The 13,388-nt window shown below is 51.7% G+C and carries 14 protein-coding genes; 10 read left to right on the plus strand and 4 right to left on the minus strand.

Translation table 11 applies throughout. From position 1 onward, the window contains the following. Nucleotides 1–6 precede the first annotated feature (6 nt). Entirely contained in the window at nucleotides 7–774 is a 768-nt protein-coding gene (locus ACI48K_RS17735) for a carbon-nitrogen hydrolase family protein (protein WP_475028944.1), read from the plus strand. Between the two features lie 707 nt (nucleotides 775–1,481). Continuing rightward, the gene (locus ACI48K_RS17740) at nucleotides 1,482–2,066 is read left to right on the plus strand and encodes a Crp/Fnr family transcriptional regulator (protein WP_475028945.1); all 585 of its coding nucleotides are present in this window, start codon (nucleotides 1,482–1,484) and stop codon (nucleotides 2,064–2,066) included. Here the strand turns inward: ACI48K_RS17740 and ACI48K_RS17745 are convergent. Next, complete coding sequence (locus tag ACI48K_RS17745; RefSeq protein ID WP_475028946.1) at nucleotides 2,063–2,794, minus strand: DUF4386 domain-containing protein; 732 nt, start codon at nucleotides 2,792–2,794, stop codon at nucleotides 2,063–2,065. The genes ACI48K_RS17740 and ACI48K_RS17745 overlap by 4 nt on opposite strands. A 219-nt stretch (nucleotides 2,795–3,013) precedes the next feature. Between ACI48K_RS17745 and ACI48K_RS17750 the strand changes: the two genes are divergently transcribed. The 5 genes from ACI48K_RS17750 (at nucleotide 3,014) to lgt (ending at nucleotide 8,016) form a co-directional block, all read left to right on the plus strand. Further along, nucleotides 3,014–3,994 (plus strand): BMP family lipoprotein, encoded by a 981-nt coding sequence (locus ACI48K_RS17750; protein WP_475028947.1) that lies wholly within the window; start codon nucleotides 3,014–3,016, stop codon nucleotides 3,992–3,994. 25 nt (nucleotides 3,995–4,019) lie between these two features. Further along, a complete protein-coding gene (locus ACI48K_RS17755; RefSeq protein WP_475028948.1) occupies nucleotides 4,020–5,804 on the plus strand; it encodes a methyl-accepting chemotaxis protein in 1,785 nt (594 codons plus the stop codon). A 131-nt stretch (nucleotides 5,805–5,935) separates the two neighbouring features. After that, entirely contained in the window at nucleotides 5,936–6,352 is a 417-nt protein-coding gene (locus ACI48K_RS17760) for a BlaI/MecI/CopY family transcriptional regulator (RefSeq protein WP_475028949.1), read from the plus strand. Then, nucleotides 6,349–7,152, plus strand: a complete 804-nt coding sequence (locus ACI48K_RS17765) for a M56 family metallopeptidase (RefSeq protein ID WP_475028950.1) — start codon at nucleotides 6,349–6,351, stop codon at nucleotides 7,150–7,152. The genes ACI48K_RS17760 and ACI48K_RS17765 overlap by 4 nt, the downstream gene beginning before the upstream one ends. Before the next feature lie 72 nt (nucleotides 7,153–7,224). Continuing rightward, nucleotides 7,225–8,016, plus strand: a complete 792-nt coding sequence (lgt, locus tag ACI48K_RS17770; RefSeq protein WP_475028951.1) for a prolipoprotein diacylglyceryl transferase — start codon at nucleotides 7,225–7,227, stop codon at nucleotides 8,014–8,016. Here lgt and ACI48K_RS17775 read toward each other — a convergent pair. After that, a complete protein-coding gene (locus ACI48K_RS17775) occupies nucleotides 7,999–8,997 on the minus strand; it encodes an N-acetylglucosamine kinase (RefSeq protein WP_475028952.1) in 999 nt (332 codons plus the stop codon). The two genes, lgt and ACI48K_RS17775, sit on opposite strands and share 18 nt — an antisense overlap. 182 nt (nucleotides 8,998–9,179) lie before the next feature. On the opposite strand from ACI48K_RS17775, the gene ACI48K_RS17780 reads away from it, so the two are divergent. Then, on the plus strand, nucleotides 9,180–9,473 hold the full coding sequence (locus ACI48K_RS17780) for a GNAT family N-acetyltransferase (RefSeq protein WP_475028953.1): 294 nt from the start codon (nucleotides 9,180–9,182) through the stop codon (nucleotides 9,471–9,473). A 68-nt stretch (nucleotides 9,474–9,541) separates the two neighbouring features. Here the strand turns inward: ACI48K_RS17780 and ACI48K_RS17785 are convergent, their stop codons facing one another. After that, nucleotides 9,542–9,961 (minus strand): pyridoxamine 5'-phosphate oxidase family protein, encoded by a 420-nt coding sequence (locus ACI48K_RS17785; protein WP_475028954.1) that lies wholly within the window; start codon nucleotides 9,959–9,961, stop codon nucleotides 9,542–9,544. 124 nt (nucleotides 9,962–10,085) lie between these two features. Here ACI48K_RS17785 and ACI48K_RS17790 point away from each other — a divergent pair, with 124 nt between their 5' ends. Next, complete coding sequence (locus ACI48K_RS17790) at nucleotides 10,086–11,009, plus strand: helix-turn-helix transcriptional regulator (protein WP_475028955.1); 924 nt, start codon at nucleotides 10,086–10,088, stop codon at nucleotides 11,007–11,009. Between the two features lie 4 nt (nucleotides 11,010–11,013). On the opposite strand, the gene ACI48K_RS17795 is transcribed toward ACI48K_RS17790, so the two are convergent. Next, the gene (locus tag ACI48K_RS17795) at nucleotides 11,014–11,682 is read right to left on the minus strand and encodes a TetR/AcrR family transcriptional regulator (RefSeq protein ID WP_475028956.1); all 669 of its coding nucleotides are present in this window, start codon (nucleotides 11,680–11,682) and stop codon (nucleotides 11,014–11,016) included. A gap of 147 nt (nucleotides 11,683–11,829) precedes the next feature. On the opposite strand from ACI48K_RS17795, the gene ACI48K_RS17800 reads away from it, so the two are divergent. Further along, on the plus strand, nucleotides 11,830–12,861 hold the full coding sequence (locus ACI48K_RS17800) for an SDR family oxidoreductase (RefSeq protein ID WP_475028957.1): 1,032 nt from the start codon (nucleotides 11,830–11,832) through the stop codon (nucleotides 12,859–12,861). The last annotated feature ends 527 nt before the right edge of the window (nucleotides 12,862–13,388 follow it).

The raw sequence follows: 13,388 nt of genomic DNA on the forward strand, positions 1-13,388 counted from the left end.
TCCATAATGGACACAAAAACGTACAAAGCGGCTCTGGTGCAAATGAACAGCGAAAAGGGAGCCATTGAACGCAATTTGATTTTAATGCGGGATTATATTGCTGCAAGCCGGGAACAAGGGGCCGATTTTGTCGTGTTCCCTGAAATGAACGTCACCGGATACATTGATCCGGCGAAATTCGCGGACGCGGTCATATCCAGGGATCACTCGGCAGTCCATCAAGTTGTCCGGCTCAGCGGCCTTTATTCCATTTGCGTCATCGCTGGTTTTGTGGAACGCAACCCCGGAGGCAAGCCTTTTATTACCCAATTTGTGGCCCGTAACGGAGAATTGCTGGGATTTTACCGAAAGAAAACGATCAAAGAAGGGGAAGAAAAATGGTTTGCGCCCGGGGGGGAGCAGCCGTTATTTTCGGTGTCCGGCTTGACCTTCGGGTTATCCGTCTGTGCGGATATCGACGATCCGGACATCTTTGGCGAATATGCCGCAAAGGGCGCGAAGGCCGTTTTTGAGAGCGCCGCTCCCGGACTGTACGGAGAGCAGGCCACCCGGAACTGGTCGTCCGGCTACCAGTGGTGGCGAGGCAAATGCATCGAGCAGCTCGGCAAATACGCTGCCGACGCATCGCTGTTTATCGGCGTTTCCACCCAAGCGGGTCGTACGGTTGACGAGGATTTTCCGGGAGGCGGGTACCTTTTTGATCCGTACGGGAAATGCGTCGCCGAATCCGAAGATTGGAGCGCGGGCGTTCTTTACGTTCAGTTCGAGGTTTGATCGGACTTGGAGGGGCGCCGCTTGAGCGGCAGCTTGCTTTTTGGTCTTCAACCAGTTGAGCGCGAGAAACGCGGGAAAATCATAGCCACCCGTCAAACGGTAGGGTTGCTTCTGAATCGATGTGTCGGGATCGGGCTAGTTGCATAACCTGCAGTTAAAGATGCATTTTCGGTGCAACTTGGCCAATATCGATCACTTTGGCTGCAAGAAATGCAACTATTCACTGGACCCTGTTACTTTTGTGCGAAATAACGGTACTCCATGCAACTACTCAGCGATGGAACCACACTAGCTGGAAATCCTCCTGTTATTTGCAGGCTTATTGAATCTGGCCGAACACGAACTGGAAATTCTCCAGCTAAATCATCGATGTAGGCCGTAGACGGACTCGTTTGCCGATATTAGTAGGAGCATTTCCAGTTAAATTGCCGTAGATCCTCATTTTGCTGAAATAACGGGAGCTTTTCCCTTTATGGATCGCAAATAAGATGACTTCGAGCTCCAGATGGGAATTCACTGAATAGGCATAGCAGGTTATGATTTTCCATTCCGGACAAATCAAAGCATTCCAAATCAGGCATTCATGCGGCGGCTCTTTTACACTAAAGGCGAAAGGAGATGTGGGAGATGGAGGCGCTAAGACTGCTTCGCAAAGCTATTGATTATTCAGCGATTATCGGCCGTTCACACGAAAGGAGCAATAACCCGTGAAAAGTTTGCTGCTGAAGTACCTGAGAAAATACACCTCCCTTACCGAAGAAGAACAGCAAGCCATTCTTGCCGATGTGGCGGTCGAAGAATACAAAAAGGGGACCCTCCTTCTTCGGCAAGGGGAGGTTCCCGCGAAATGCTATTTTGTATTAAAAGGATGCCTCCGGCAATATTCGGTTGATGAGTCGGGAAAAGAAGTCACGACCCATTTCTACACCGAAGAACAGGCCTTTGCCAGCTTTAATCGCAATAAACCGGATAAATCGTCTGAATCCTCTTTAATGTGTCTGGAGGACTGCGTTTTGGTCGTGGGCGACCTGGAGACGGAGCAGGACATGTACGATAAACACGCACAGCTGGGGATGATGACGCGCATGATGGTCGAAGAACGTTTTGGCGAAATGCAGGATCAATTTGCCGCTTTTATCGCTTCCTCGCCCGAAGATCGTTACAAGGCCCTTCTATTGGAACGGCCGGATTTAGCGGATCGGGTACCCCAGCATCAGTTGGCCAGCTACTTGGGGATCACCCCGGAATCGCTCAGCAGAATGAAGAAACGGATCGGCCGGCGCGAGAATTAGGCCGCCTTCCCTGCGATTGCCGAAACTTTCCCTCCTTTGACAATCAACCAAACGCCAAAACCCAGCTCCCCAACCATCATAGGCACAGTGAATATAAGCTCCAGCACTCGAGTCGCCCCGGCATATTGGGGAAGAAACGCGTTGCACGCATGAACGGCGATATAGCCCGCGGCGGAAATCAGCAATAAGATGCTGATCACTTTAGGTATGCTGCCCGAGGTGTACGCTGCGCAGCCTATAATCAAAAGATGCCCCCCGAAAATAATTAAACCAAGCGACCAGATTAAATCGAATGCTTGCAAAAACAGCATTGTTAACGCTTGAAGCTGACTGTTGTCAAATGCGGTCAAATCCTCGGCGCGGCTCGACAGGAGCATCGCAACGATCAATTGGAGGACGGAAAACCCCAGTACGGCCGCATAGACGAGGCGGAACCAAGCCCCAAGCAGGGCAAGCTGCCTATGAACGGGTTTCAGAAAAATATAAAAGGCCCAGGCCACGACAATGTCCAGGATCAGGATGATCAGCCAGCCCAAAATTTCGGCTCTGAACAGCATCATAGACGATGCGAGGTTATTCCATGTGGCGGCGGCATCGCCGTCAACCACCAGATTTCCATGGACGAAGCCATAAGAAAAGAATGAAACCATCGCCATGAGGAGCAGTGAAACTCCCCCAATCAAAGCTGATTTTCGCAGATAGGATGATTCTTTTACCGAGGCAGTCATAACGTATTCCCTCCTTGTTTTGTTGCTTTCATTGTAAGGAGGGGATCGTGGCGATTCATTGACTTAAGTTAATTTTCGATAAATCCGCGTGATCCAAACGACCTACGCATATTTACACAAAACTCGACAAATTCCCCCGCCAAAATTGATTTTCATCAAACATTCCACAAGTATCATTAGAAAGTACCTAGTGCAAATAAGTAGGGGGTATTTTCAAAGATGAAACCGGTTCGGATGATGTGGGCGTTACTATTGGGACTTGCCTTGTCGATCAGCGGATGTTCGCTGCAGAGCGGCGCTCCCGCCAAGGAGAAACAGCGGATGAAGATCGGCATTATGCTGTCCGACGTAGGTCTTGGGGATCAATCGTTCAGTGACGCGGCTTTTACGGGATTAACGCAAGCCCAGGAAGATCTGGACGTTTTCTTCGACTACCGTGAGCTTGCCGATACCAAAACCTACGAACAGGGACTAACCGAGCTCGTAGAAGAAGGCAGTGATCTGGTGATCGGCCTCGGGTTCATGGTGAAGGAAGACTTGGAGAAGGTGGCTCAAAAATATCCGGATAAAACGTTCATGCTCATCGACGAAGTATCCGAACAGCCTAATATCATTTCACTGGCTTTTAAAGAAGACGAGGGCAGCTATCTTGCCGGGATTGTGGCGGGACTCAAAACTAAATCCAACGTTGTCGGATTTATCGGCGGCGTCGACGCTCCGATTATCCGCAAATTCGAAAAAGGATATATGGCCGGAGTCAAAGCGGCGAATCCGCAGGCCAAAGTGGTTTCCGAATTTGCCGGAGATTTCGGCAAGGCCGAGCTAGGCACGGAAATCGCCAGCCGCATGTTCGGTCAGGAGCAGGCCGATATCGTTTATACCGCCGCCGGCTTCACCGGAACGGGCGCGCTGGAGGAAGCGGAGAAACGCGGCAAACTGGCCATCGGCGTCGACTCCGACCAGTTCTTTTTAGCGGAAAAGGCGGTTCTCACCTCCATGATGAAAAACGTGGATGTGGCCATTTTTTCGGCCGTCAAAACCTTCAAGGAGCAGCATAAATTCCCTCAGCAGCATCTGGAGTTCGGTCTGAAGGAGAACGGCGTCGGTCTGGCCCCGATCCGGGTTGAGCCGATGACCCAGCAGGAAGAGCAAACCTTCGAAACGTTGAAGCAGCAGATGCTGGAGAACGGTATTCAATAACCTATTTCGGTAAGGGGGGAAAATCATGAAACTGCAGATGAAGCTTTTGATTAATACGATGATCTCGCTGCTCATGCTGTTGGCGGTGTTGATCTATGTCGTAGCGAATGTGTCCGGACTGCAATCTTCGAACGGAGAAGTGGTTCGGACGATGACCGATAGCCAGCAGCTCAAGACCGAGCTGATTCTTTCACAGCTAGCGTTGTCCAACGCGTCCACCAATATGACGGAAGCCAACAAGGCGGAAGCGCTCGATCGTATTAGCAAAGCGGGGACCCGGTTGGCCGATATGCTGAAGACGGTATCGAGTGGCGAGTACCAAGGCATTCTGGAAACCGCCAAGAAAAGATTTGATTTGGTAACCGCGGAAGGAACTAAGGCGCTGAACGAACGCAACGCTTCCGAGATCAAGCGCCAATCGGTACGGATTCTCGGTGTTTTGAACGGGATCAATACCTTGAATATCCTGTCGTCCGAGCTCCAGCAAAGCACGACCGAACAGATCGACGCCAGAATCCACAATGTGTACCTGTTCTCCCTGATTGGCGGAGCCGTGCTTTTCTTGGCCGCCGGTTTGTACAACTACATCATGACCGGGCGAATCGTTCAGCCGATTAAGCGGCTGAGCGAACATACACAGGAGATTGCGACCGGGAAGCTGTTCGTGAGCATTGAAGAATACCGCCAAAAAGACGAGGTCGGCGAGCTGACTCAGGCTTTTTCGACCATGATGCTGAATTTGCGCGACATCGTCGGAACCGCTCAGCATGTGAGCGAGCAGGTGGAGAAGCTGACTCACGAGCTCGAAGGGGAGAATGCCGTCATGTCCGACATTTCCAAGCAGATTGCGGTCTCCACGAATGAACTGGCTGCCGGGACTCAGGCGATTACGGAAGATCTGCAGCATACCGCGACAAATATGGAGGAAATGAAACGCGGATTCCAGACGAATCTGCAGGATTCGCTGCAATCCGTCGAATACGGCGAGGAAGCGGTTCAAACGATTGAGCAAGGAACGCAGGCGATCGAGACGCAGCGCGGCATCATGGATCGGAACATGGAAGCCATTCACCGGATGGAAGAGGCCGTGCGGCAGCTGTCCGGCTCGATTGAAGATATCCGCCAAATGACGGGATTTGTCTCGGACGTGGCGTCCCAAACGAATCTGCTGTCGCTGAACGCGGCGATCGAAGCGGCTCGCGCCGGCGAGGCGGGCAGAGGTTTTGCCGTGGTTGCGGATGAAGTGAAGAAGCTGGCCGGTCAAAGCGCCGAGACGGCCGGTCAAATGATGAACGTGCTTGAAAATGTCTCTAAAGGCATTGAGCAGGTAAATATCACGATGCAGGGCTGCCTGGATCAAACCATGCAGCAAGCGCATGCCGTCGGCACAACCAACGACGCATTCGGCAGCATTCACGGCAAGGTTCTGCAAATCGCGGATCATTTGCGGGGACTGTCGGAAGAGATGCAAGCCTCCGAAATAAAAAGCAACGAGGTGCTGCAATCGTTTGAAAGCATCAGCGCCATCACGGAGCAATCGGCGGCGGGCAGCGAAGAGATTTCCGCGTCAACCTCCGAGCAGCTAACGGCCTACCTTTCGATCAGCGAGAAGGTAAAACAGCTTCGAGGCGTTTCGGACAAGCTGTTTATGACGCTCGAGCAATTTGTGCTGGAGGGACCGAAGAACTTGGAGAAGCCAGGCGATTCCGATACAAGCCGTCCGGTTAAATCCGGCGCCGGAGAGTTTGCGAGCAAGTTGAAGAAACAGGTGGCTGGACTCGATTTCAAGAAAATGTTTGGACGAGCTTAACCAAGGGCGAGATCGGGGCTACCGCTGTCTATCGCGGAGGCCCTTCATATCAGGAATTGACATTGACATGCCCCGCTCAAATACACTACAATGCGTAGTATAATGAGGTGATCAGGATACAGATCAAGCGAATGAACGTGAACGGCGAAGGATTGAACCGTTTTTTCGGGCCGCTGGAGGCTAAAATCATGGAGCTACTGTGGTCGTCCGGGGAGCTGACCGTCCGGGAGGTGCAGTCCGTATTGAGTCAGGATGCGCCGATTTCGGTCAATGCGGTCATGACGGTGATGAACCGGCTGCGGGACAAGGGCCATCTCGACAAGATTTCCGGTCCCATCGGCCGGGTGCGAGGCGCCAAATTCAAGCCGGTGCAGACCAGGGACGAATTCCTCTCGGAGCAGATGCGGGCAGTCTCGCAGGGCCTGATTCAGGAATACGGCAGCCTGGTCGTCACCCATATGATCGATGTGCTGGATGAAGCCGACTCCGAAATCATCGCCCAATTGGAGCGAAAGTTAAATGAAATGAAGCAGGGGAAAAAACCATGACTCCGGCCGCCAAAGTAAAGGCCAGCTATGGCCTGATGCTGGTTTGCGTCGCGGCGGTATTTTCCCAAATGGCGTGGGTAGTGCTGCGTCATCAGACGGAAATTTGCCGGGAGACCTGGATGGTCCCGGTGATTCTCTTTGACTTTCTGCTGTCCTTTACGATCGTTCGTATATTGTGGGCGGCGGTGCGGCAGTGGCATTTAACGCGGCGGGGACTGCGGTTTTTCCATGCACATGCCGATTGGGCGGAAACGAAGCGGCTTCGGGAGAAGCACCGGACATGGAACACGGAGATGATCGTCGTGCGGGACGAGGCGTTCGTTGCGCTTACGGTTGGGCTGTGGCGCCCCCGGATCGTGGTGTCCACCGGCGTGCTGGAGCGGTTTAGCGAAGAGGAGACGGAAGCGATATTGCTGCACGAATGGCATCATTGCCGCAGCCGGGACAACCGGAAGCTGTTTTTGTCCACGCTGCTGGCCGAGGCTTTTGTCTACTTGCCGATCATCCGGCCGGTTCTCGCTTACGCTAAGACTTGGCAGGAGCTCTTTGCCGATCGTTATGCCATCCGGCAGATGGGGTCGTCCTTGCCTCTTGGCAGCGTGCTGCTGAAGCTGGCTCAAGACAGTAAAGCCTCGCGGCGCGAAGCGGTGGCGGTTCACTTTGCGGGAACCACGCTCGATTATCGGATGATGCAAATTATTGAACCCGATCATACGGTAAAAGTGCCGTTGCAGTTGTTCCGGCCTTTATTAATAACCTGCTGCTTCATGCTGTTGATTATGGTGAGCGGGAGCTCTTAATGCCCGCTTTATTTATGGAATTAAATACTACATTGCGTAGTATTCAGACTTTTAAAATTCAGGAGGGATTCGATGAGAGTCATTTTATTCACAATCGGCGGATTTTCCGTCCATTCTTACGGGGTGGTCGTCGCCCTGGCTATGCTGCTGGCGATGGGGATGGCGCTGTTCCTGGCCAAAGACACCCCGTATCAAAAGCATATCCCGAACCTGATGTTCTATCTCATTGTAGGCGGGATTCTTGGCGCGCGGGTATGGCATGTTTTCTTCTTTCAATGGGGGTATTACTCGCAGCATTTGGCTGAAATCCCGGTCATCTGGAACGGGGGTCTGTCCATTTTGGGAGGATTGGTCGGCGGGTTTGCGGCGGGCGCGATTTATTCGTGGAGGCAGCGTATCTCGTTTTGGGAGTTTGCGGATATTCTGGCTCCCGCGATTGTTTTGGGTCAATCCATCGGCCGCATTGCCTGCTTTCTGAACGGCGATGCCTTCGGGTCGCCTACCGGATCCGGGTTCGGCATTGTCTATCCGCCGGGAACGATTGCCTTTGATACGTACGGCTCCCAGCCCCTATGGCCGGCAGAAGTGTGGGAGGGCCAATGGGATTTGATCGTCTTTGTCCTGCTGATTTTGTTCAAATCGCGAAAATGGCCGAAAGGAACCTTGTTCCTGGTCTACAATATCCTGTATTCCTTCGGCCGGATGATGCTTGAGTTTTTGCGGGGAGACTCGCCTCGTTATGCGTTAAGCTGGACTGCGGGGCAGTGGTCGAGTATCGCGGTAATCGCGGTCAGTTTGGCGTTTATGATGTACCTGGTGATCCGAGGCCGCTCCGCCAGTAATGCTTCAGGGCTGCCCGAGTGAGCCCCGCAACAAGGCGCTGCTATCTTGCAAGTTCCGGATTACTTCGTCCGTCACGGGGTGATCGAGCTTATTCATGGCGTGCAGTACAGCGCCCGCTACTGGCGGCAGGCTGGGTTTCACAACGGCAAATTGCTTGTTATGACCTCGTTCCAGCGCTTCGCTCAGCGTCTGATCGATGTACGGGCTTTTTATCACGCTCCCAATAAAAGCCACGTTCACGATATCTCTCGCAAAAGCGGCGGACAGAAGTTCAATCCCCACTTTGATCTGGTGAACGGCCCGGCTGCATACTCTGACCGCTACGGAGCTGCCTTGCCCGGCGGCTTCCGTAATCAGGGGAGCAAGCAGGCCGAACCGTTTGTCGCAGGCTTGCCGGTCTTCCATAAACCCCGCCTGTGACAGACGGGACAATTCAGATAGGCCCGGAGCATTCCAAAATCTCAGCACCTGCCCGATGAGATCAGTGTCCGTCTCATTTGTATTTCCCGCCAGGATTTCAAAGACCGCGTCATAGGCCAGGTGTCTGGCGCCGCTGGCGGCATAATGGCGGTAATCGTAATTGCGTAAATATTGATCGGCTTCGGTAATGCCGGCAATAATGGACCCGGTACCGGCGATGACGATGATGCCGGGTTCGGCGAGAAGGGCTCCGTAATGCGCGATCCAGGCATCGTTGACATGCCACTTGGGACAAGTTAGCCCCGGAACTTCGGTGAGGGGGATCACCCACGCCAAATCCGCCGGATCGTCATAACCGGCAATGCCCGCGGTCAATCCGGCTATCTGCCGCATCTCTATACCGGCTGAACACAGCGCTTCGGTTATGGCAGACTGCACATTTAACGCGGCGGACGGATTCCGGTAGATGGACGCACCGTCCTTTTCGCAATAAGCGAGCACGCGGCCTGCAGGATCGCATACCATCACCCGGGTATAAGTACCGCCGCCGTCAACCCCGATCACAACCTCATCCGTCAACATTCCCACCACACCTCTTCATTTTCGATTTCAGCTCTTCCTGGAGTTTGTTTTCTTCATTATAACGTTCACTCATGACGGCAGTAACTCTAATTATGCCTTAGCGCATGGAATTCAAGTGAAATTTTTAACGAAGTGCATACGTTTTTGCGAAAGGTAGCGGCATTGACGGGCAAGCTTCAGACTTGGGAATTTGTCCGCTGGAGTTCTGGAAGTGGCGGGGCCGGCATGTGGCTTTCTGCTTCGGCCTTGTTGATCCCGGCCAAAGGTTGGCCATCATTGAAACCGTGGGAACTCACCCGGATTACCGGCGGCGGGGGTTCGGCAAAGCGGCGATTTCGGCATGCTTTCGAGCGCTTCGAGAGCAGGGCGTAAAAACGGCCTACATCATGGGTTTTTCCGAAGCGGCCAACGCCTTGTACCCATCCTTGCGGCCCGTGGAGATTTTTCCGATGTTTTCTTATATCGACGAGGGTTAGGCTCATTTTGGGATAATAACAGGACATGGAACTCAGGCGGCGATCGCCCTGCTCCATGTCCTGTTTCATTACAGCGTCACTTTCTCCGTTTGTTGAGGCCCTATGGTCACAAGAGCTTCATTAAAATGGAGCTCGTACACGTCGAACATATTGCCTGCATTCAAAACAAACGCAAAGTTGGGATTGTTTCTCGCAAATCCGTCCTTTAAATCAAAAACGGACAGATCGCTCTTTTTGACGGTGGCGCTAGTTACCCTTACAACCTGTCCCGGTTCCTCGGGAATGGTGGTGAAGGCCACCTTGTTGTTTTCCGCGAACTCCTGCGTTTTTGGAGATTGCTTGAACGTGGATACATAAACGACGCCTTTGTTTTGCGCATCATAATAGAAGCTCACCAGTCTGACGTTCGGAATATCGTGATTTGAAGTTGCCAAAGCAATATGCGCGCTGCTCTCCAGAATCGCATTGAATCCTTGTAAATAATCCATTTTTACTCTCCCTTGTACATGTATTAACCTTCATGGCTCTCGGTTATGGTGACATGTTATCACATACAACTATGACAACAGTATGTCATGGTTTTTCTGATAAAATAAAAAAAGGTGATGACATATGAGAGTAGATCGATTGATATCGATCATTATGGTGCTGCTTGAGCGTGAAAAAATCAGCGCGTCCAAGCTCGCGGAGATGTTTGAAGTAACGCATCGTACTATCTTCAGAGATATCGATGCGATAAATATGGCGGGGATTCCGATTGTTTCCTATCCCGGGGTTCACGGCGGCATTGGCATTATGGAAAAGTACAAGATCGAGAAAAGACTGTTCACCATATCCGATATCACGGCTTTATTAAGGGGATTGGGGAGCATTCATTCCACGATGTCCGGTGAGGAAATCCTGAATGCGATGGCTAAAGTCAAGGGGTTGATTCCGGAGGAACGGATCAGGGAGATTGAATTGAAATCCGGGCAAATCGTCGTTGACCACACGCCTTGGTTCGGAAATAAGAATTTGAAGCATCTGGATGACATCAGAACCGGACTCCAAGAGAGAAGGCTGCTGTCTTTTAAATATAACGATCAGGTAGGCAAGAGAACCCAAAGGAAGATCGAACCTTACAGGCTTGTGCTTAAGGATTCGAATTGGTATTTGCAGGGCTACTGCCTCTCCAGACAAGATTTCCGCACGTTCAGGCTATCCCGCATTTCAGCGCTGGAGCTCCATGACGAGACTTATGTGCCTAGGGAGTTTAATCCCAAGCCGATGGACTCCTCCGAGAAAATAACGATTCCTATCAAACTTCGGGTAGACGAATCTTTACGGGAAATGTTCCTCGAACTATGCGGAGAAGAGAACATGGAGCTTGGCGAGAACCGTAAATGGATCGTCCGATTTCCATTCACGGAAAATGATTTCGGATATCATATGCTGCTTCGTCTCGGCGATAAATGCGAGTGCTTGGAACCGGAGCATGTCCGGTCCGAGCTGGTTCGAAGAATCAAGAACATATTGGCGATATATGAAAAAAGATAACGATCTACAGTTTATCCCACAGCACTCTTCTGAACTTCTCGTCAATATGCTTGATCCGGGCTTCGACATGCTCCTGGTTCACCAAATTCCGGTGTTCGGGGAGGATCATCTCCAATACCCGCAACTCCAAATAGTCGCGGATGGCTTGGGAGGGCAGCAGCCCGTTCGTGAATAAAAACTGCGGAATGACCAATACTGCCAGCGTGGACTGATCCTGGATATGCAGGAGCTTGGCGTTCATCCCGGAATGGAAAACGCCTTTCTCCATGCCCGCTTCATAAAAAGCCAGGATGTAGGAGTTGCGCTTTTCGATCGCGTTCGAGAAAGTCTCGTACAAATCGGGATACACGTCTTTTAAATCATTGACGTAGATATCGGTTGCCGAACCTGCCAGCGTGACATTTTGCAAAAAAACCGAGACAAATTCGTCGACGAATTCCCGAGGCGTTTGCGGGTCCCCAAAGACTGACGTTTCCTCGATATACCGGATATAACGGGCCGTTACGGCGGCGATAACCTCGTCTTTGGACGAGAAGTATTGATACAGCTTTCCGCGGCTAATTCCCATGATTTTGGCAATTCCGTCCATAGTGAGCGACTTGAAACCATTTTTGACCACTTCATCGTTAATTTTGCTGATCATCTGGGATCGGCGTTCATTTTCGGTTACCATCGTTTTTCACCTCGTAACATAATACCTCCAGTATAACATATTGCGTTATATGAACAATATGAACACATTTGGATATCCTTGTTGATTTTGTGTAATATATGATGTACGATACTTTCAGCAATGAACTTTATTGAGGAGGTTATGGATGTGACAGATCAAACGAACAAGACGGTTCTGATAACCGGAGGCACGGGTTTTGTGGCGGGATGGGCCATTTATGAGCTGCTGCGACAGGGATACAATGTGCGGACTACCGTCAGAAGCAAGGAGAAGGAAGAGTCGGTTCGGAAGACCATTTCCGGAGTGGGGGCGGATGCCTCCCGATTGTCTTTTTATATAGCGGAGCTTACCGCCGACGAGGGCTGGGACGAGGCTACGGCAGGAGCCGATTACGTGCTTCATATCGCATCGCCTCTTGTGGCGGGGAATTTCGACGATCTGGACGCCTTCGTGATCCCGGCTCGTGACGGAGCCCTTCGCGTGATTCGGGCGGCGGTAAATGCCGGGGTGGAGCACGTAGTTATGACTTCTTCGCTCGCCGCGGCAACCCCGGATATCTCAAACGAAGACCAACAGGTCGACGAGTCGCTATGGTCCGATCCGAACGATAAGAATCTGAACGCTTACCGTAAATCCAAAGCGATCGCCGAAAAAGCCGCGTGGGATTTCGTGAAAGAACATGGCGGGAAAACCAGCTTGTCGACCGTTCTTCCGGGCGCCATCTTTGGGCCGGTTCTTTCGGCCTCCGTTCCGAGCTCCATCGAGGTGATTCAGAAAATGGTGCAGGGGAAAGGCCCCGGCAATCCGAAAATCGGCTTCGAGATCGTTGACGTGCGCGACCTAGTAGATCTGCATATACGGGCGATGACGAATCCGAAGGCTCATGGGCAGCGGTATGTGGCCAGCAGCGAATACATGGGAATGGGCGATATGGCCAAGTTCCTGAAGCAAACGTTAGGAGAAGCCGGGCAAAACATCTCGACGCGGTCCATTCCGGATTTCGTGCTCAGAAGCGCCGCCAAGATAACCCCGTCCCTGTCTTCTCTGGTGCCGATGCTGGGGCGAAAATTCCGCTACACTTCGCGGAAAGCAAGAACGGAGCTCGGCTGGGCTCCACGTTCGGCGGAGGAAACCGTGCTTGACAGCGCTAAAAAGCTGATCGAGTTCCATTTGATTTAATTTAGCGCCTTCGAAAAAGAAAGGTTGTCCCAAAAGTAAATTGGCTCATTTGACGAACCGCTCGCTTGACGAACCACTCACTTAACTATTGCGTCTATTGCCGCTTCTTAAGCAAATCGCCGGCAAGTGAAAGCCGTCCGATCTCCAGGCTGGGCCCCATCGGGTTCGGCCCGGCATACTTTGCTTGCTTCGCGGGGGTGGCGGGTACTGAACGGGACCGCCCTGGCCTGGAATCAACAATAACCGGCGATTCCTCGAATGTTTCTCGAATTGCGGTATAAAATGGCCTTATTTCACTCCGAAAGCGCATTTTCCTGAAAATAGCGGTACAAAATGGTCCTATTTTCGGCAAAACGTCCAAAACCGAAGGAAAAAGAACTCTTCCGAAGAAATAAGGCCATAAAACGGCGCTATTCATTCAGGATGAGGCCTCTCCAGTGGAATTAGGGCCATAAAACCAGCTAATACTTGTCAAGCTATTCGTTGTTGGAATACGTCAGGTTAATTGATATACTATTTTATAGGTA

It is taken from the genome of Paenibacillus terrisolis (assembly GCF_056171975.1).